The 18,851-nt window shown below is 37.7% G+C and carries 16 protein-coding genes and 2 pseudogenes; 16 read left to right on the top strand and 2 right to left on the bottom strand.

Annotated elements, in window-relative coordinates:
* Window positions 1-145: 145 nt before the first annotated feature.
* Complete coding sequence (locus IGM09_RS06795) at window positions 146-898, top strand: DUF7006 family protein (RefSeq protein WP_162782955.1); 753 nt, start codon at window positions 146-148, stop codon at window positions 896-898.
* A gap of 104 nt (window positions 899-1,002) precedes the next feature.
* The gene (locus IGM09_RS06790; RefSeq protein ID WP_002357468.1) at window positions 1,003-1,725 is read left to right on the top strand and encodes a TraX family protein; all 723 of its coding nucleotides are present in this window, start codon (window positions 1,003-1,005) and stop codon (window positions 1,723-1,725) included.
* 59 nt (window positions 1,726-1,784) lie between these two features.
* Here IGM09_RS06790 and IGM09_RS06785 read toward each other — a convergent pair whose 3' ends face one another.
* Window positions 1,785-2,819, bottom strand: a complete 1,035-nt coding sequence (locus IGM09_RS06785; protein WP_002382358.1) for a YdcF family protein — start codon at window positions 2,817-2,819, stop codon at window positions 1,785-1,787.
* A 282-nt stretch (window positions 2,820-3,101) separates the two neighbouring features.
* On the opposite strand from IGM09_RS06785, the gene ptb reads away from it, so the two are divergent.
* The 8 genes and pseudogenes from ptb to IGM09_RS06745 all read left to right on the top strand — a co-directional run bounded on the left by ptb (window position 3,102) and on the right by IGM09_RS06745 (window position 10,968).
* Window positions 3,102-3,923 (top strand): branched-chain phosphotransacylase, encoded by an 822-nt coding sequence (gene ptb / locus IGM09_RS06780; RefSeq protein WP_033624985.1) that lies wholly within the window; start codon window positions 3,102-3,104, stop codon window positions 3,921-3,923.
* 18 nt (window positions 3,924-3,941) lie between these two features.
* Window positions 3,942-5,024, top strand: coding sequence for a butyrate kinase (buk, locus tag IGM09_RS06775; protein WP_002360224.1), 1,083 nt, complete (start codon window positions 3,942-3,944; stop codon window positions 5,022-5,024).
* Between the two features lie 5 nt (window positions 5,025-5,029).
* The gene (gene lpdA / locus IGM09_RS06770) at window positions 5,030-6,439 is read left to right on the top strand and encodes a dihydrolipoyl dehydrogenase (protein WP_033624984.1); all 1,410 of its coding nucleotides are present in this window, start codon (window positions 5,030-5,032) and stop codon (window positions 6,437-6,439) included.
* 10 nt (window positions 6,440-6,449) lie between these two features.
* Complete coding sequence (locus IGM09_RS06765) at window positions 6,450-7,442, top strand: thiamine pyrophosphate-dependent dehydrogenase E1 component subunit alpha (RefSeq protein ID WP_002360226.1); 993 nt, start codon at window positions 6,450-6,452, stop codon at window positions 7,440-7,442.
* 21 nt (window positions 7,443-7,463) lie between these two features.
* Window positions 7,464-8,450, top strand: coding sequence for an alpha-ketoacid dehydrogenase subunit beta (locus IGM09_RS06760; RefSeq protein WP_002357475.1), 987 nt, complete (start codon window positions 7,464-7,466; stop codon window positions 8,448-8,450).
* Between the two features lie 23 nt (window positions 8,451-8,473).
* Window positions 8,474-8,644: pseudogene (locus IGM09_RS06755) on the top strand (biotin/lipoyl-containing protein); the annotation flags it as partial.
* A 192-nt stretch (window positions 8,645-8,836) separates the two neighbouring features.
* Window positions 8,837-9,772: pseudogene (locus tag IGM09_RS06750) on the top strand (dihydrolipoamide acetyltransferase family protein); the annotation flags it as partial.
* A 143-nt stretch (window positions 9,773-9,915) separates the two neighbouring features.
* Window positions 9,916-10,968 carry a PTS sugar transporter subunit IIC gene (locus tag IGM09_RS06745; protein WP_002384478.1) on the top strand — a complete coding sequence of 351 codons (1,053 nt, stop codon included), beginning with the start codon at window positions 9,916-9,918 and terminating at the stop codon, window positions 10,966-10,968.
* Window positions 10,969-10,976: 8 nt separating this feature from the next.
* On the opposite strand, the gene IGM09_RS06740 is transcribed toward IGM09_RS06745, so the two are convergent.
* Window positions 10,977-11,867 carry a LysR family transcriptional regulator gene (locus IGM09_RS06740; RefSeq protein ID WP_002369350.1) on the bottom strand — a complete coding sequence of 297 codons (891 nt, stop codon included), beginning with the start codon at window positions 11,865-11,867 and terminating at the stop codon, window positions 10,977-10,979.
* Window positions 11,868-12,043: 176 nt separating this feature from the next.
* Here IGM09_RS06740 and IGM09_RS06735 point away from each other — a divergent pair, with 176 nt between their 5' ends.
* The 6 genes from IGM09_RS06735 to topA all read left to right on the top strand — a co-directional run bounded on the left by IGM09_RS06735 (window position 12,044) and on the right by topA (window position 18,812).
* Complete coding sequence (locus IGM09_RS06735) at window positions 12,044-12,985, top strand: 2-dehydropantoate 2-reductase (protein WP_002369351.1); 942 nt, start codon at window positions 12,044-12,046, stop codon at window positions 12,983-12,985.
* Window positions 12,986-13,260: 275 nt separating this feature from the next.
* On the top strand, window positions 13,261-14,112 hold the full coding sequence (ylqF, locus tag IGM09_RS06730) for a ribosome biogenesis GTPase YlqF (RefSeq protein WP_033624983.1): 852 nt from the start codon (window positions 13,261-13,263) through the stop codon (window positions 14,110-14,112).
* Window position 14,113: 1 nt separating this feature from the next.
* The gene (locus IGM09_RS06725) at window positions 14,114-14,881 is read left to right on the top strand and encodes a ribonuclease HII (RefSeq protein WP_002369352.1); all 768 of its coding nucleotides are present in this window, start codon (window positions 14,114-14,116) and stop codon (window positions 14,879-14,881) included.
* A 60-nt stretch (window positions 14,882-14,941) separates the two neighbouring features.
* Window positions 14,942-15,805: a DNA-processing protein DprA gene (gene dprA / locus IGM09_RS06720; RefSeq protein ID WP_033625286.1), complete on the top strand. Its 864-nt coding sequence runs from the start codon at window positions 14,942-14,944 to the stop codon at window positions 15,803-15,805.
* 90 nt (window positions 15,806-15,895) lie between these two features.
* The gene (locus IGM09_RS06715; RefSeq protein WP_010828812.1) at window positions 15,896-16,549 is read left to right on the top strand and encodes a CPBP family intramembrane glutamic endopeptidase; all 654 of its coding nucleotides are present in this window, start codon (window positions 15,896-15,898) and stop codon (window positions 16,547-16,549) included.
* 184 nt (window positions 16,550-16,733) lie between these two features.
* Entirely contained in the window at window positions 16,734-18,812 is a 2,079-nt protein-coding gene (gene topA / locus IGM09_RS06710; protein WP_002357484.1) for a type I DNA topoisomerase, read from the top strand.
* The last annotated feature ends 39 nt before the right edge of the window (window positions 18,813-18,851 follow it).

Genomic DNA, 18,851 nt, shown 5'->3' with positions numbered 1-18,851 from the left:
TTTAAAAGGAAAAAGTTTTTTCGGCCCGCGGGAAACAAGCCCCAATAACTACTTAACAGCTGAATTTTCACTTTTTGGGCGTAAAACGAGTAATTATTGTCAGTAAAAAAGCGTCACTTTTTTGATAGAATAACTAGAGACGAAATTGGCTAAGACCAATTTTGTAAAATTGTACATAAAAAAGAAGAGTGGGAATGCTATGAAGAAACAATATTACTGGAATATACCCGATAACTTACTAAACTCGTTAAAACAGCGGAAAAAGTTATACAGCTTTTATAAAAATGAACAAAATAAGGCAAGAGAATTAGTAGAGAATTGTCAGTCGGTTCTTTTTCCTGAATTAGTCGCTTCGCTGAATAAAATAGATGAGCGGATTAAATTATTGATATTCTATCAAAATTTAGAAGATTTTGAGCTTTCAGAAGAAGAAATTATTACTGTGATTGAGCGAGAATATTTTGTGACTTTTTATGAAACAATTGAAGAACCGACCACTGAAATTATTAGTAGTCATTCTATGTATTATTTATTGCAACAGCCGACTAAAGAAATGCTTTGGGATTTAGACTTTAGTAACATGTTAAAACAAGGTCAGTTAGTTGATTTAATGGATTATCAAAAATTGACCAAATGTTATCAAAAGCTGCAGAATCAAGCTAAAAATTTGATTGAAAAATTAAATAAAGAAACATTTTACACATTCTATAGTCAACTTTTATTGATTGATTGCCAATGCAAATTATTAATAGAAGAGGCGCTTCTGAAAGAAGAATCATTGATGACGGTCGATGAATGCTTAACAGCCATTAAGCAAGAAATTCGAAAAATTCATTTTGAACAATTTAAATACCAACATTATTTATTTGAAGATTTATCTTTGCGGTACCAAGTTTAACGGAAGTGACAAAAAGAATGGTTGAATCTAACAAGAATGTTCGTTGTTTTCTGTTATATAAAAAGATATGATAGTTTCTGTAGAAAAAATAAAGGAGACGATTCATGAACGCAAATCGCTTAAAGTTATTGATGATGGGGTTAATGGTTCTTGACCATATTAGTTATTTTGTTCCGCCAGAATGGGCACTGATTTTTCATGTAATTACTCGTTGTGTCGGTGTATTTTTTGGTTACATGGCTGTAGAAGGGTTCAACTATACACGGAATGTTTATCGTTACAATGGTCGTTTGTATATTTGGGCAGCAATCATGTTTGTTGGAAATACGCTTCTAAATCATTTAGTGAATAATCCAGCTGTTGCTGTTCACAACAATATTTTCTTCACCTTAGCCCTTGGTGTCAGTATGTTAATTGTGACAAAAGCGATGCTAGAGATGCCAAAAATCAGTTTAAAAATTGTTTTATTGATTAGTATATTAGCAATTTTAGGAATAGGAGCAATGTTTGCTGAAGGTGGCATTGTGATGTTACCTTTTATGTTGATTACGTATTTAGCCAGAAAGAGACTTGTCTTACGGAACTGTTTATATGGTGCATTAGCGCTCTTTTTCTTAGTTACAAGTTTTCAATGGTTGGGAGATTGGCCAACGACAATTGAAATGTTAGCTTATAATTCTGATTTTATGTTTATCACTGTGTTACCATTTATATCGCTTTACAATGGTGAGAGAGGAAGCAAAGCACCATTTTTCAAATATTTATTTTACGGATTCTATCCGCTTCATTTATGGCTGATTGCATTGATAGCCAATTACGTTCATTAAACCTTTTTATATTAAAAGAATAAAAACAGCGACTCACAAAAATGTGAGTCGCTGTTTTTTTAGATGGGTAAGATACTGATTCCTAAAAGAAGAGTGACAAGTAGAAAAACAAAAAGCACAATTCGCTTATCATGAACCAGTAAGGCAATGTATTCTCGGATTAGAGCAGTTGGTAAAAAATATAAGGCAGTTGGCGCCCCGACACCTTCAGCTTTTAAGCCGACACGATGGGCATACATAGCTCCTCGTAAGACATGATAGTTATTTGTTGAAAAAATAACAGAGGGTTGTTTAGAATCAGACGGCATCTTTTGCCAATCTGCCTGAATTATTGCTTTAGAAAACAACATATTTTCATAAGTGGTTGTGGATTGGTCCTCCATCAAAATTGCTTCTGCAGGAATATTTTGTGAAAGCAAATATTTTTTCATTGCGAAAGCTTCGGCCACAGGTTCGTCAGGACCTTGACCACCGCTGACTACAAATTTAGCGGTGGGATTTTTTTCATAATATTCAATCCCTTTATCTAACCGACTCTTCAAAAGTGGAGGTACTTCCTCGCTACGAATTCCCGAACCTAAAACAATGATATAATCAACCGCTTTTTTTAAAGGAATCATTTGGTACATCCATGAATACAAGACGTAAGCAGCAAATAGAAAGGTCAGCAAAAGATCCATTAACAATAGAAAAAGTAAGAACAGAAAAAGCACATAAGGTATTTGCGCTGTGCCAACTGATAATAAATATAGAAAGGCGGGTAAAGCAATTAATAAGTTCAGCCCTAGGCCAGCAGACAATTTAGCCGTGACACTTTTGCCTTCTTTCGTTTGCATCGTACGTGAGTTAAAAATAAAGTAAAGGCAAATGCCGATAAACACAGCGGGAATTAATAGATAAGCAATGGCCAAAGTAATTAGGTCGCCATTCTTAAAATGTAAATAAATTTTGTCTAGTCCGATAAATAGTAAGGTGACTAATGACAATAAGGTGCCAGAAGCCAGAGTGATACCGCCGAGGATACTGCGGTTATTAATTTTTAATATACCAAATCCTAGTAGGGCGATAAACAAAAAGAATAGTAGTAGTGCCATTTAATTCCTCCTAAAAATAAGTATCTAAAGTATAACATGCTTTAGGATCTGACATAAATAAACAGCTGTGCCGAAGCATAAGTTTTCCTTTCATTCTTAGAAAAGAAGTTTTTTCATGAAAAGTAAATTAGATAACAATTGTTTAGAGAAAGAAAAGCTTGATTTACTAAGCTTTTCCTTCTCTATAAAAAATATTAATAAGGACATAAAAATTAACAATTTGTATGCGCTTACATACTGAGGTAGATTTAAAGTGTAAAGAAGAAAAAATGAGGTGAGAAAATGATCACTGTTTCAATTGCAGGAGGTTCACAACCAGAGATTTTACAGCTAGTTAAAAAAGCACTAAAAGAAGCCGAGCAACCATTGCAGTTTATTGTATTTGATACAAATGAAAATCTTGATACTGAAAATCTCTGGAAATATGTTCATTGCTCAGATGAGGCCGCGGTAGCACAGGAAGCTGTCAGTTTAGTCGCAACTGGTCAAGCACAAATTTTATTGAAAGGAATTATTCAGACCCACACATTACTAAAAGAAATGTTGAAAAGTGAGCATCAATTAAAAAATAAACCGATTCTTTCCCATGTAGCAATGGTGGAGCTGCCTGCAGGAAAAACCTTCTTGTTAACCGATTGTGCGATGAATATCGCTCCCACTCAAGCAACCCTCATTGAAATTGTTGAAAATGCTAAAGAAGTCGCCCAAAAATTGGGATTGCATCACCCGAAAATTGCTTTGTTAAGCGCAGCGGAAAATTTCAATCCTAAAATGCCTTCGTCTGTTTTAGCAAAAGAAGTCACGGCACATTTTAATGGTCAACAAGAGGCTACGGTTTTTGGGCCACTTTCGCTTGATTTAGCGACCTCTGAAGAAGCGGTTGCGCATAAACGTTACAACGGTCCTATCATGGGGGATGCAGATATTTTAGTGGTCCCAACTATTGATGTTGGAAATTGTTTATACAAATCATTAACCTTGTTTGGGCACGCCAAAGTGGGAGGAACGATTGTTGGCACAAAAGTCCCAGTCGTTTTAACATCTAGAAGCGATTCAACAGAAAGCAAATTCCATTCATTAAGATTTGCCATGAGACAAGTTTAAAAAAAGGAGCAGAAAACAATGGAAACAGTATTGGTTATTAATCCTGGCTCGACCTCCACGAAGTTAGCGCTTTTTGCTAATCATGATTGCTTGGCAGAAGAAACGCTTAGACATAGCGTCCAAGAATTGGCACCTTTTGAAAATGTTGTCAGTCAAACACCATTTCGAAAACAAATGATCGCGGAATTTTTAGAAACACATAACATCACACAATTAGCCGCTGTCGTGGGGCGTGGTGGTTTGCTTAAGCCTATTCCTGGCGGTACGTATCTTGTCGATCAACAAATGCTAGAAGACTTGCGGACAGAACGCTTTAATACCCATGCTTCAAATTTAGGGGCGATTTTAGCTAATGAGTTTGCAGAAAAATATCACGTGCCAGCCTTTATTGTCGATCCTGTTGTTGTAGATGAGCTACAGCCATTAGCCAGGATTTCCGGATTAAAAGGCATTCACCGGCGTAGCGTTGGTCACGCCTTAAATCAAAAAGCGGTCGCTCGAAAAATCGCTGAGGATTTAGGGAAAACATATGAGCAAAGCAATTTTATCGTTGTTCATTTAGGTGGGGGCATTAGCTTGGGGGCGCATCAAAAAGGCCGCATGGTGGATGTGGTAAATGGGCTTGATGGTGAAGGTCCTTATACGCCAGAACGCAGTGGTGCCTTACCGCTCGTTGAATTTGCGCAATGGATACTTGAACAGGAGTTAACGATTAGCCAAGTGAAAAAGCTAATTGCGGGTAATAGCGGCCTTAAATCATACCTAGGTGAAACAGATTTACGGCATATCCAAGCACAAATAGCTGCAGGTGATCAAACAGCAAATTACTATTTAAAAGGAATGTGTTACCAAATCGCAAAAAGTATTGGCGAGATGGCCGTGGTTCTTGAAGGCACAATTGATGCAATTATTTTAACAGGGGGCGCAGCCTATTCGCAAACCGTTGTTCAAGAAATTAGTCAAAAAGTCACTTGGATTGCACCAATTAAGGTTTACCCAGGTGAAATGGAGATGGCTGCTTTATATGAAGGCGTCAATCGAGTATTAACAGGGGAAGAACAAGCTTTAAATTATAGTGAAGCAAAAATTGAGCAGGAGTGATCAAAATGGCGGAACAAACAGATTTACTGATTTTAGGTGGCGGAACAGGAGGCTATGTAGCAGCAATTCGAGCCGCACAAAAAGGGCTAAACGTCACAATTGTTGAAAAATACAAATTAGGTGGCACTTGTTTGCACAAAGGCTGTATCCCTACAAAAGCTTTATTAAGAAGCGCAGAGGTTTTTGATACCTTAAAACAAGCGGCTTCTTTTGGGATTGAAACAGAGGCAGCGTCCATTGATTTTTCTAAAATACAACAACGAAAAGAAGGAATTGTTGAGCAGTTGCACAAAGGTGTTGAAGGCTTATGCAAGAAAAATAAAATCAAAATTTTAGCAGGCGAAGGTGCGATTTTAGGTCCCTCTATTTTTTCACCAGTCTCTGGCGCAGTGGCGGTTACGTTTAATGATCCAGCACGGGAAGAAGAAATTATCGTTCCTAAAAATGTCATTATTGCGACAGGCTCTAGTCCTAAAACGTTACCTAATTTGCCATTAGATGAAGAATTTATCTTATCTTCTGATGGGATGCTTGAATTAGAAGAATTACCAGAATCAATTGCAATTATTGGTGGTGGCGTTATTGGTGTCGAGTGGGCTTCTTTATTAAATAGTTTAGGTGTCAACGTAACTATCATTGAATTTTTGGATCGTTTACTTATAAATGAGAGTGCAACAATTTCTAAAGAATTAAAGAAACGTTTAGAGCAACGAGGAATCAACATTTTATTAGGTAGCAAAGTCCAAGAAGCGAAAGTTACCGGGCAGAAGGTTCAAGTAGAAGTTGCAGGACAAGAAAGCCTCGCTGTTGACAAAGTCATGGTAGCAATTGGGCGTCAACCCAATATCAATAAGTTAGGGTTACAGAATACCTCAGTGAAATATACTGACAAAGGCATTGAAGTAAATGAATTTTATCAAACCACAGAAGGACATATTTATGCGATCGGTGATTGTATCGATACACTCCAACTAGCACATGTGGCTATGAAAGAAGGAGAGTTAGCTGTTCAGCATCTTTTAGGCGAGACAGTTGAACCTTTAAATTATACAAACGTGCCTCGAGGTGTTTATACAAATCCTGAAATAGCAAGTGTCGGCTATACTAGAGAAACTTTACCAGCAGATAAAGAAGTAGTGATTGGTACCTTTAATTTTAATGGTAATGGTAAATCACTTGTTTATGGAGAAACAGATGGCTTTATAGAAGTAATTCGTGACAAGAAGACCGATGATTTATTAGGGGTTTCTATGATTGGGCCACATGTCACGGATTTAATTGCCGAAGCAAGTACTGCCATGTATTTAGATGCCGCGCCCATTGAAATTGGTGAAGCAATCCATGCGCATCCAACAATGACAGAAGTATTGCAAGAAGCAGCCTTAGATACTTATGGCTTAGCGATTCACAAATAGAGAAAGGTTGATGAAAATGAAAACGCTTAAAAAATCGGGTTTATCAAAAGAAGAATTGATTCAGGCATATCGTCAAGTACTACGAGGACGTCGTTTAGACGAACGGTTGTGGCAATTAACAAGGATTGGTAAGACCTCTTTCAATATTTCTGGTCAAGGGGCAGAAGTTGCACAAGTAGCGATGGCGATGGCTTTTGATCCTCAAAAAGATTATTTTTTACCGTATTATCGTGATATGACCGCGTGCTTGGTTTGGGGCATGACCTCCAAAGATATTTTAATGGGTTCTTTTGGAAAAGAAGCGGATCCTTCTTCCCATGGTCGTCAAATGCCGAATCATTATGGTTCAAAAGAGCATAATATTGTTTCCTTCTCTTCAACAGTAAGTACACAAATGCCATTAGCGACAGGTGTTGGTTATGCAGCGCAACTTCAAAAAGCTGATTTTGTTGCATTGACCACCACTGGGGAAGGCTCTGCCAATCAAGGAGAAGTCCAAGAAGCTATGAACTTTGCAGGCGTAAAAAAATTACCAGTCATTTTTGTTGTTGAAAATAATGAATATGCGATTTCTGTCCCAATTGAAGAACAGTATGCCAATAAACGAATGGCCGATCGCGCGAAAGCTTATGGCTTTGAAGGTGTAACCGTTGATGGTAGTGATTTTACTGAAGTCTATCTAGCATTTAAAGAAGCAGTAAAAGCGGCTCGCGGGAAAAAAGGACCAAAATTGATTGAATTAATGGTTTCTCGCTTGACTTCTCATTCCGCTGACGATGATCAATCTGTTTATCGTTCAAAAGAAGAAATTGAAGAAATGAAAAAGAACGATGCAGTGAAGCTTTTTGAAAAACAATTATTAGAAGAGGGCTATTTAACAGACGAAGACATTGCCAAAATTGATGAAGAAATTCGTGCAGAAATCAATCAAGCAACGGATGAAGCAGAAGCAATGCCAGATCCTGTACCGACATCAATTTTAGAAGAAGTGTATGCAAAATAAGAGAAGAGGAGAAGAAATATAATGGCTGAGATGACTTATTTAGAAGCAATTAACTTAGGAATTTCTGAAGAAATGGCTCGTGATGAAAAAGTAGTTATTTTTGGAGAAGATGTCGGCGGCGACAAAGGCGGCGTGTTCGGTGTAACAAAGGGCTTGGCTGCTAAATACGGTGACGAGCGTTGTTTTAATACACCGTTAACAGAAGGCTTAATTGGTGGTTTAGCTGTCGGCTTAGGTTTAATGGGCTATCGCGCAATTGGTGAATTTCAATTTGCGGATTACATTTTGCCTGCAACCAATCAATTGTTATCAGAGGCTCGGACAATGCGCTATAGAACAAAAGGCGATTGGACTGCGCCAATCGTTTATCGGACACCTTATGGCGGCGGTGTTCGTGGTGGGCTGTATCATTCTCAGTCTACAGAAAAAGTTTTTTGTGGACAACCAGGATTAAGAGTTGTGACCCCCTCTAATCCTTATGATGCAAAAGGGATGATTAAAGCAGCGATTCGTTCCGATGATCCAGTCATTTTTTACGAACATAAGCGTTTATATCGTTTACTAAAAGATGAAGTGCCTGCAGATGATTATATCGTACCAATTGACAAAGCCAATGTCGTTAGAACGGGTAGTGATTTAACCGTGATTAGTTACGGCATGACCTTGCAATTAGCTTTAGCTGCGGCGGAAAAACTAGCCGCTGAAGGAATTGATGCCGAAATCGTCGATGTTCGCTCATTATATCCTTTAGATCGCGAAACATTAGTAGCTGCAGCTAAGAAAACAGGGAAGGTCTTACTCGTAACAGAAGACAATAAAGAAGGCAGCGTGATGAGTGAAATTGCGGCAATGATTTCAGAAGATGCTCTCTTTGATTTAGATGCACCGATTCAACGACTTGCAGGACCTGATTGTCCAAGCATGCCTTATGCATTACCTTTAGAAAGAGAATTTTTAATCAATGAAGAGCAAGTATTAGCAGCAATGAAAGAATTAGCAGAATTTTAATTGAAGCAAGGAGGAAAAAATAAATGGCCACAAAAGAAATCAAAATGCCTCATCTAGGCGAAAGTGTCACAGAGGCAGCCATTGTCCAATGGTTAGTTAAACCAGGAGATTCAGTGAAACGCTATGATCCCTTAATGGAAGTCGTTTCTGATAAAGTCACCACGGAAGTCCCATCAGATTTTGATGGTGTAGTAAAAGAATTTCTGATTTCTCTAGATACAGATGTGCCCATCGGAACAGCGGTGATGACGTTAGAGACAGAAGAAACAACCGAAAAAACAGAAGAAGCTACTTTAGCACCAGTGAAAGAAGCAAGTGCGGAACAAGCACAAGAACATGAAACGGTTGAAACAACAAGCACTGCGACGTCCCATCAAAAAAATAATGGTCGTTATTCCCCAGCAGTCCTTAAAATTGCCCAAGAAAAAAAGATTGATTTAACACAAGTTACAGGGACAGGTCGTGATGGTCGGATTACTAGAAAAGATGTCACAAACTTTACACCAACACAGGCAAGAACACCTGAGAAAACAGTGAGTCCAGGAACTAGCCCTTCAATTTCAGAGGAGCCAGTTGCTTCGCAAAATGAAAGCGCCGCAACAGCTAGTCCAACTGAAACAACCACAGATAAAATTGTCTCTGCAGATCCTGTACGTAAAGCAATTGCTAAAAAAATGGTCCAAAGTGTCAACGAAATCCCTCACGCTTGGTTAATGGTGGAAGCGGATGTGACCAACTTAGTCCAACTTAGAAATTCATTAAAAGATGAATTTAAACAACAAGAAGGCCTGTCTCTAAGCTTCTTCCCATTTTTTGCCAAAGCAGTCATTCAAGCGTTAAAGAAAAATCCAAAAATCAATACATCTTGGGATGATGGCTCAATTATTTATCATAAAGATGTTAATTTATCCATAGCTGTAACGACAGACGAGCATCTTTACGTGCCAGTGATTCAACAAGCGGATAACTATTCGATTGCAGGGCTAGCTAAAGAAATCAATCGCTTGGCACAAGAAGTCCGACAAGGAACGCTAGCAAGCAAAGAAATGCAAGGAGGGACCTTTACTCTTAATAATACTGGAACACTAGGTTCCGTCCAATCGATGGGAATTATTAACCATCCACAAGCTGCGATATTACAAGTAGAGTCAATTAATAAACGCCTTGTGCCAACCGCAGATGGAGGCTTTAAAGTGGCAGATATGGTTAATTTATGTCTTTCTATTGATCATCGAATTTTAGATGGACAACAAGCAGGTAAGTTCTTGCGAGATGTTAAAGATAATTTAGCGAAATATAATGCGGATACGGATGTATATTAAAAATCGTTCCTTGCTTTAGTTAAATAAAAAGCGCCTCAAAGAAATAAGCGCTCTTCTTTGAGGCTGCTCTTTATCTAATAGAAAGTTCAATCATTCTCAAACTTGTTTAAAAAAAACAAAAATAATCAATAGGAGTGTTGAAAATGCCCACTGATAAACTGGATGCTCAATTAACCCCAAGAATATTTTTTAACAAAGTGTTAGCTGGAACAGCTTCCGGCACCATTATCGCCTTAATTCCCAATGCTGTATTAGGAGCCATTTTAAAATATTTTGCAGAATACAAGATTATCGAAATGATTATTCATGCGGCGCAAATTTTCCAACTAGCCACCCCTTTAATTATTGGTGGACTGATTGCTTTTCAATTTGGCTTAACGCCACAGAAAATGATGATTGCTGGCGGTGCAGCATTTGCTGGCTCTGGCGTGATTAAATTTAATTCAGAAGTGAAAGGCTTTATTGGTGCAGGCACTGGTGACATCATTAATATTATGATTACCGCTTCTGTTGCAGTCTTACTTTTATTAGTCATCGATAAAAAATTCGGTTCAGTGGAAATCATTGCTTTACCGATCGTTGTTGGAGTAGGTGCAGGCTTGTTTGGCATGTTGATTTACCCATATGTGACACAGATCACGGTCGCCATTGGTAAAGTGATTAACAATTTTACTGATTTCCAGCCAATTATCATGAGTATTTTAATTGCTTGTTCATTTGCTGCACTGATTATTTCACCAATCACTACTGTGGCAATCGGTTTGGCGATTCAGTTGAATGGCTTGTCTGCAGGTGCTGCCGCAATGGGAATTGCAGCCACAACTGTTGTTCTTGTGATTAATTCTTGGAATGTCAACCAATCGGGAGTGACACTGGCTGTCTCTTTGGGCGGTATGAAAATGATGATGCCTAACTTATTTAAATACCCAATTATTTTAATTCCTTGTTTATTTACAGCGACTATTTCAGCAATTCCTGTGGTTCTATTCAACATTTCAGGAACCCCACAATCGGCTGGATTTGGCTTGGTTGGACTCGTGGGACCACTTGCTTCATTGGATGCGGGCTTAGGGATTTTACCCTTACTCTTTTCTTGGTTTGTTGTTCCAATTGTCGCGGGTTTATTCTCAAAATTCTTATTTGAAAAAGTGTTGAAACTTTATGATAGTAAAGTCGTCTTTGCTTATCAAGGCTAGATTATCCATTAATTTTCTTTAATGATTTGGATAAAATCTCTAACATCTTCTGTCAGACTAAAATCGCGGCGCAAAGCAATGCCGATGGGGAAATAGTCAAACTTATCTTTTAAAGGAATCCATTTCAGTCCCTGACTTTTTCCCACTTCATAATATTCAATCGGCAGCAAACAAATCGAATTATTTTTTTGTAAACTATAAAGAAGTACTTGTAAATCATCGTTATGCAAAATGATATTCGGCTCATAACCGAAGCTCCGAGTCCGATCTAATAGTAGGCGACCAATCATAAAATTATCACTTAACGATGAAAATCGTTGATCTTTCAAATCTTTAAAAGTTAATTTTTCATATTGGGAGAGAGGATTTGATTCTGGTACCACGACATAAACATGGTAGCCTTTGGTAGTCGTTTCTAAAGGTTCAATATGAATAATTTCAGGTAAGGTATTTGGGAAAGAAATTAGTCCCATATCAATTTCTTTATTTGCTAACATCGTTTGTAATTTTGGCGAGCCATCTTGCTGTAATATTAAATTCACATGTGGATGGGTTGTTAAAAATCGTGAAATTTCTTTCATAAATTGTACAGCAAATAAAGTAGTTAAGCCTAAACGCAATTGCTTTTTAACTGGTTTCTGGTTCATTTCACGAATATCTGTTACCAATTGATCGAATTGAAAAACAACTTCTTGGCCATGTTCATATAAATAAACACCTGTATCGGTTAATTGAAACGGTTGATCAGAATGATCAAACAACGCTGTGCCTAACTCAGATTCCATTTTTTTCAATGCTAAAGAAAGTGTTGGTTGGGTGACAAATAAATTGCGAGCGGCCGCCGATAAACTGCGGGTATTAACAATTTCAATGAAGTACTTTAAAAGCTGAATATTCATCAGAAACTCCCCTTCTTTTTAAAAGCGCTTACATAAATGCGCTTGGATAAAAAATAACAAATAGATCACTTATAATATAACATATGTTTTGCCTTTTTATTGCTATAAAAGTAAGAGATAGAGATTTTCTTAGCAGATTTTTACCTAAAAATAAAAAATTGAACGGAGGAAAAGAAATGAAGATTATTATCGCAGGTGCTGGCGCTATGGGCAGTCGCTTTGGACTAATGTTACATCAAGCAGGAAATGATGTTATTTTTGTCGATGGTTGGCCAGAACATATTGAAGCAATAAGAAAAAACGGGTTAGTTGCTGATTTTAATGGCGAAGTGGTGACCGCTAAAATTCCTATTTATCCTCAGACAGAAGTAGCAAGCATCGATTTTACAGCAGACTTAGTTATCCTATTTACAAAAGCAATGCAACTGGCAGGAATGCTTGAAGCATTAGAACATTTCCTTAATAAAAATACGAAAGTTTTATGCTTGTTAAATGGAATTGGGCACGAAGATATTATCAAAAAATACGTGCCTTACGAAAATATTTTATTAGGAAACACAATGTGGACCGCTGGGTTAGAAGGACCTGGCAAAGTAAAATTATTTGGCAATGGTTCGATTGATTTACAAAATTTAGGAGCGCAAAGTGAACAAGCGGCAGAAGCAGTCATTAAGGTATTAAATAACGCTGGCTTAAATGCACGTTATTCAGAGAATATTTTATCATCCATTTATAAGAAGGCTTGCGTAAATGGAACAATGAATGGTTTATGTACTTTGTTGGATTGTAATATGGCAGACTTTGGCGAAACAGAGCAAGCAGATCAAATTGTTCAACAAATAGTTAATGAATTTTTAGCAGTCGCTGAAGCGGAACAAGTTACGTTAGATAAACAAGCAGTTCTTCAACAAATCCGCTCGTGTTATAATCGAGAAACAATTGGTTTGCACCATCCATCGATGTATCAGGACTTAATAACCAATCATCGTTTAACCGAAATTGATTATATCAATGGAGCAATTGTTCGCAAAGGGAAAGTCTATGGGATTGCTACACCGTACTGTCAGTTTTTAACAGAGTTAATTCATTGTAAAGAAAATTTACTTCATGCTAAATAACAAGTAAAAACAGAAATACTCTTGAGTCGGTCTTGAGAAGAGCTTGACCTACTTCTTTCTATACTTTGCCAGTGTACAAGGCTGAGACAAAATCCAAAGTGAGTTTGGCTCAGCTTTTTTGTTTTTTAAAGAACACTACAGAAAATAAATCAAATCCGTGAAAAATATGTTAAACTAGAGAAGGTGTTTTTTCGCAAGAATCTACGCGGAACACAGGACTCGTTGAAGAATTGAATCAAAGAAACAATGTGTTAAAGAAGGGATTTGAACAGATTATGACCATTCAATGGTTTCCCGGCCATATGGCCAAAGCAAGAAGAGAAGTTTCTGAAAAAATCAAATATGTCGATATTGTATTTGAACTAGTTGATGCGCGGTTACCGCTTTCTTCCCGTAACCCAATGATGGACCAAATTGTCCAACAAAAACCACGATTAGTCCTTTTAAATAAAGGGGACTTAGCAGATAACGACCAAAATAAAAAATGGCAACATTACTTTCAAAAGAAAGGGTACCAAACCCTAGTTATCAATGCCCAACAAAATAAAGGAATCAATAAAATTGTGCCAGCAGCCAAGGAAGCGTTAAAAGAAAAATTGGCTCGTGAACAGGCGAAAGGCTTGAAACCGCGTGCGATTCGCGCCATGTGTATTGGGATCCCCAATGTTGGTAAGTCAACCTTAATGAATCGTTTAGTCGGAAAAAAAATTGCGCAAACTGGGAACAAGCCAGGCGTGACAAAAGGACAACAATGGTTACGCTCTGGTTCCCAATTGGAATTACTGGATACACCAGGGATTCTCTGGCCAAAATTTGAAGATGAGGAAATTGGGAAAAAATTAGCTTTAACTGGCGCTATAAAAGATCAATTATTGCATTTAGATGATTTGGCGATTTATGGATTAGAATTTTTTGCACGTTTTTATCCGCAACGTTTGACGGAACGATTTGGTTTACAAGAGGAAGAGCTATTTTTACCTGCCCCAGAACAATTGATGTTAATTAGCCAAAAACGTGGTTTTAGAGATGATTATAATCGAGCCAGCGAAATGATTATTTTAGAAATTCGCAGTGGAAAATTAGGTACGTATACTTTGGACCGCTGGGAAGAACTAGGAGACGAATAACATGGCAAAAGAGTCGATTCAGGCAATCAAAGAAGCGTTGTTAACTGTCACTGACGCAACCGATGAACGATTAGCAAGCTGGCGAGAAGATGAACGTTCAGGAGTGCAACAAGCGATCAAACAATGGGAACGTCGCCAGTTAGCCAAAGAAAAAGAGTGGCAACTTTTTAAAGAAATGAGTCAATTTGAGGAAGCGGCCTATAAAAAAGGCCATCGTTTAATTGCAGGAATTGATGAAGTAGGCCGCGGACCATTAGCTGGTCCTGTTGTGACAGCTGCAGTTATTTTGCCGAAAGATTGTCAATTATTAGGCTTAAATGATTCAAAAAAACTATCTGCTAAAAAACGGGAAACGTTATATAACCAGATTCAAGAACAGGCTGTCGCTATCGGGTTAGGTATCGCTGATCAAGGAGTCATTGATCAAATTAATATTTATCAAGCAACTAAACAAGCGATGAAAATGGCAATTGACGATTTAGCTTTTACACCAGATTATTTATTAATTGATGCAATGCAGTTAGACGTTCCCCAACCACAAGAAAGTTTGATTAAAGGGGATGCACGCTCCATTTCGATTGCAGCAGCTAGTATTATTGCAAAAGTAACAAGAGATCGATTAATGGAAGAATATGATGAATTATATCCTGGATATGGATTTAAAAACAATGCAGGCTATGGAACAAAAGAACATCTTCTCGGGTTAGAAAAATACGGTGTAACACCCATTCATCGACGTACGTTTGCGCCAATAAAAGATATGATTTAAAAATAAAACACTTTTTTTACGTATTCTTATTTTAAGAAGATGTGAAAGAGGTGTTTTTTGTTGGAAATTTTACAACGACAATTATTATTTAAATTAGCGGTATGCCAAGGAATTGGCAATTTAGGTATCTTAAAAGTGTTACAAGCAGCTATCGCACAAAAGCGTGTTGATTTTTCCAGTACAGAAATTATTAGAATTGCTGAAATCAAGAAATATCGTGAATTATTTGAACAATCTTGGTTACACCATACGATTCATAGTGAAGCGTTATATATACGACAATGCCAACACCAATTTATGACAATTTTAGATGCCGTCTATCCTAAATTATTACGAGAAATTTATAATCCACCAGCAATTCTTTTTTATAGAGGAAATTTACAATTGTTAAGCAGAAGGAAAATTGGCATCGTCGGCGCTCGCTATGCCACTTCGTATGGGTTAAGAGTGACTGAAGCTCTGGTTCCTAAAATAGTCAAAGAAGGATTCACAATCGTCAGTGGTCTTGCCAAAGGTATCGATAGTCGTAGCCATGAGATGGCCATCCAGAACGGGGGTCAGACAATTGGAATTTTAGGCACTGGATTAGATGTATATTATCCGTATGAAAAGAAAGAATTACAGCAAACTATGAAGCAGAATCAGCTTGTTTTAACAGAATATGTGAATGGGAGTGGACCGAAAAAATATCATTTTCCTGCACGTAATCGCATTATTGCTGGATTATCTTTAGGGGTCTGCGTGATGGAAGCTCGTAAGAATAGTGGCTCTTTAATTACTGCACAAGCGGCGATGGATTACGGGCGCGAGGTATTTGCCGTACCGGGAAGTATTTTCCAGTCTTTTTCAACAGGCTGCCATGAATTAATTCAGGACGGCGCTAAATGTGTTCAGACAATTGATGATATTTGTGAAGAATTGTGACTTTTACTAATTGTGAATTGACAACCTACGTTCACTTCGGTACTATTTAATCAGATTTTAATCTTTTGGTTGGTAGTTAGGAGTGTCTAAATGGAAACGGTTGTTAGAAAAAGATGGTTGTTTGGTATGCAGCTACTGGGCTTTTTGATTTTGGATCAAATTCCTTTGATGATGGTCTCAGTTGTTCAATTTTCTACAGAAAATTTTTGGTTTCGCTTTGTTAGTGGATTAGTGGCTGTTGGACTTGGTGCCTATTTCGTCTATCTATTTGTTGCTTTTTTGAAAAAGAAAAAGCTCATAACTTGGACTTTTTTAGGAATCAAAGAAACCTTGCCAGTGGTCTTGTTAGGTTTGGTGATAATCGTTTGTGTGGGAATACTTGGTGATTTCTTATTACGTCTGGAAGGACTAGAGACGACCTCTAACCAACAAAGTGTTGAAGAAATTGTCCAAGCCATTCCTAAAGGGCTTATACTTATTTTTGCAGGTGTGATTGGGCCAATTTTCGAAGAGGGAATTTTTCGTGTCGGGATTCAAGCGTTTTTCAAGCCAGCTTCAAAAATAGGCATACTCGTTTCTTCTATTTTATTTGCACTTGTGCACACGCCCACAGATATAGGTAGTTTTATTATTTATTGGGGCATGGGTTTAGCGTTAAGTTGGGTCTATCTACGCACGGGTCGCTTTGAAGCTGCTGTCTTGACTCATTTTATTTGGAATGTTTTGGGTATTTTAATGCTTTAGGATAAAATCTATAAATCATAGGCATTTTTTATTTATAAATTCGGACAGTCAAACAGAAATGACAGAAATGTTAGAAAGCCTAGTCTTGACAAACCTATTCTATATAGCATATGATGTATTACGATTTGTGCGTTTTTTACATATATTATATAGTAGGAAAGCGAACACGAAAGGAGCTAATTGAATGGCCTATAAGTATCTCGTGATTGTAGAATCACCTGCCAAAGCCAAAACAATTGAAAAATATCTAGGAAGAAACTACAAGGTGGTTGCCAGTGTTGGTCACATTCGCGATTTACCAAAAAGTAAAATGGGGATTGATATTGAAAATAATTATGAACCTCATTATATTTCGATTCGCGGAAAAGGCGATGTCATCAAAAGTTTAAAAGCGGCTGCAAAAAAAGCTGAAAAAGTCTATCTCGCAGCCGATCCGGACCGAGAAGGTGAAGCAATTGCTTGGCATTTAGCTTATCTTCTTGGCCTTGATTTAAAAGATAAAAACCGTGTGGTATTCAATGAGATCACTAAAGAAGCAGTAAAAGCGGCATTTAAAGAACCTAGAACCATCAACGTTGATTTAGTTGATGCACAACAAGCACGGCGCATTTTAGACCGTTTAGTTGGATACTCGATTAGTCCTATTTTATGGCGTAAAGTCAAAAAAGGTTTGAGTGCTGGTCGTGTGCAATCTGTTGCTTTAAAAATGATTATTGATCGAGAAAATGAAATTCGAGAATTTAAACCTGAAGAATATTGGAGCATTGATGGGAATTTCCAAAAAGGTCGCAAGAAATTCAAAGCAAATTTCTGGGGCGTAGATGGTAAAAAGAAAAAATTACCAAATGCAGAAGCGGTGAAAGAAATCACTTCTCGAATTGACGGTAAAGATTACGATGTTACAAAAGTTGAGAAAAAAGAACGGAAACGTAATCCTGCATTACCTTTTACAACCAGTAGTTTACAACAAGAAGCGGCACGTAAATTAAATTTCCGTACCCGTAAAACCATGATGGTTGCGCAACAATTGTATGAGGGAATTGCTTTAGGGAAACAAGGCACTGTGGGGCTGATTACCTACATGCGTACAGACTCAACCAGAATTGCCGATTCCGCCAAAGCAGAAGCTGCTGAATTCATTGAAAAGACCTACGGAGATGAGTTCTCAGCACATGGCGGCCGCAAAGCAAAAAATACGCAAGGTGCACAAGATGCCCATGAAGCGGTTCGTCCGTCAAGCGTTTTAAGAACACCTGATGAAATGAAGAAGTATTTAGATAAAGATCAATTAAAATTATATACTCTTATTTGGTCGCGCTTTGTTGCTAGTCAAATGACACCAGCGATTTTAGATACCATGAAGGTCACGCTTCAACAAAACGGCGTAACGTTTATTGCCAATGGCTCTAAAGTGAAATTTAAAGGGTTTATGCAAGTATATGTTGAAGGACGCGATGATGGTAAAGAAGACAAGGAAAATATTTTACCTGAATTAGTGGAAGGTGACGTTGTTAAATCGGTCGATATCGAACCGAAACAACACTTTACTCAACCACCGGCTCGTTTTAGTGAAGCCACGTTAATCCGGACTTTAGAAGAAAATGGTGTGGGCCGACCATCAACATATGCGCCAACATTAGAAACCATTCAACGGCGTTATTACGTGAAGCTAACCAATAAACGGTTTGAACCAACGGAATTAGGTGAAATTGTGAATTCCCTAGTTTCAGAGTTTTTCCCACAAATTGTCGATACACATTTTACAGCGACAATGGAAACGGACCTAGATAAAGTCGGTGAAGGCCAAGAAAAATGGGTTGAAGTTGTCGATCGCTTCTACAAGCCCTTCGAAAAAGAATTAACAAATGCCGAAGAAAAAATTGAAAAAATCCAAATTAAAGATGAACCAGCAGGCTTTGACTGCGAACTATGTGGACATCCAATGGTGATTAAACTGGGTCGCTACGGGAAATTTTATGCATGTAGTAATTTCCCAGATTGTCGGAATACAAAAGCGATTGTCAAAGAAATTGGCGTGACGTGTCCTGTGTGTCACGAAGGACAAGTTATCGAACGCAAATCAAAGAAAAATCGAATTTTCTATGGCTGTAGTCGGTACCCAGAGTGTGACTTCACTTCTTGGGACAAACCAGTAGGCCGGCCATGTCCAAAATGTGGGCAATATTTAGTAGAGAAAAAAGTTAAAGGCGGCAAACAAGTCGTTTGTATCAATGGCGATTATGAAGAAAACGTCCAAAAATAAGAAAAATTGAGACCGAAGAATTTACTTCGGTCTTCTCTT

The organism is Enterococcus sp. DIV0167, from assembly GCF_050541555.1.
Lineage (GTDB): Bacteria > Bacillota > Bacilli > Lactobacillales > Enterococcaceae > Enterococcus > Enterococcus faecalis.
The sequence above is the reverse complement of the archived record's forward strand: the minus strand, read 5'-3'. Positions and strand labels throughout refer to the sequence as shown.

What these genes read in the sequence shown, in the direction of transcription:
- IGM09_RS06790 (WP_002357468.1), top strand. Translation starts at nt 1,003, where the DNA reads ATGAACGCAAATCGCTTAAAGTTATTGATGATGGGGTTAATGGTTCTT.
- IGM09_RS06785 (WP_002382358.1), bottom strand. Translation starts at nt 2,819, where the DNA reads ATGGCACTACTACTATTCTTTTTGTTTATCGCCCTACTAGGATTTGGT.
- ptb (WP_033624985.1), top strand. Translation starts at nt 3,102, where the DNA reads ATGATCACTGTTTCAATTGCAGGAGGTTCACAACCAGAGATTTTACAG.
- buk (WP_002360224.1), top strand. Translation starts at nt 3,942, where the DNA reads ATGGAAACAGTATTGGTTATTAATCCTGGCTCGACCTCCACGAAGTTA.
- lpdA (WP_033624984.1), top strand. Translation starts at nt 5,030, where the DNA reads ATGGCGGAACAAACAGATTTACTGATTTTAGGTGGCGGAACAGGAGGC.
- IGM09_RS06765 (WP_002360226.1), top strand. Translation starts at nt 6,450, where the DNA reads ATGAAAATGAAAACGCTTAAAAAATCGGGTTTATCAAAAGAAGAATTG.
- IGM09_RS06760 (WP_002357475.1), top strand. Translation starts at nt 7,464, where the DNA reads ATGGCTGAGATGACTTATTTAGAAGCAATTAACTTAGGAATTTCTGAA.
- IGM09_RS06745 (WP_002384478.1), top strand. Translation starts at nt 9,916, where the DNA reads ATGCCCACTGATAAACTGGATGCTCAATTAACCCCAAGAATATTTTTT.
- IGM09_RS06740 (WP_002369350.1), bottom strand. Translation starts at nt 11,867, where the DNA reads ATGAATATTCAGCTTTTAAAGTACTTCATTGAAATTGTTAATACCCGC.
- IGM09_RS06735 (WP_002369351.1), top strand. Translation starts at nt 12,044, where the DNA reads ATGAAGATTATTATCGCAGGTGCTGGCGCTATGGGCAGTCGCTTTGGA.
- ylqF (WP_033624983.1), top strand. Translation starts at nt 13,261, where the DNA reads ATGACCATTCAATGGTTTCCCGGCCATATGGCCAAAGCAAGAAGAGAA.
- IGM09_RS06725 (WP_002369352.1), top strand. Translation starts at nt 14,114, where the DNA reads ATGGCAAAAGAGTCGATTCAGGCAATCAAAGAAGCGTTGTTAACTGTC.
- IGM09_RS06715 (WP_010828812.1), top strand. Translation starts at nt 15,896, where the DNA reads ATGGAAACGGTTGTTAGAAAAAGATGGTTGTTTGGTATGCAGCTACTG.
- topA (WP_002357484.1), top strand. Translation starts at nt 16,734, where the DNA reads ATGGCCTATAAGTATCTCGTGATTGTAGAATCACCTGCCAAAGCCAAA.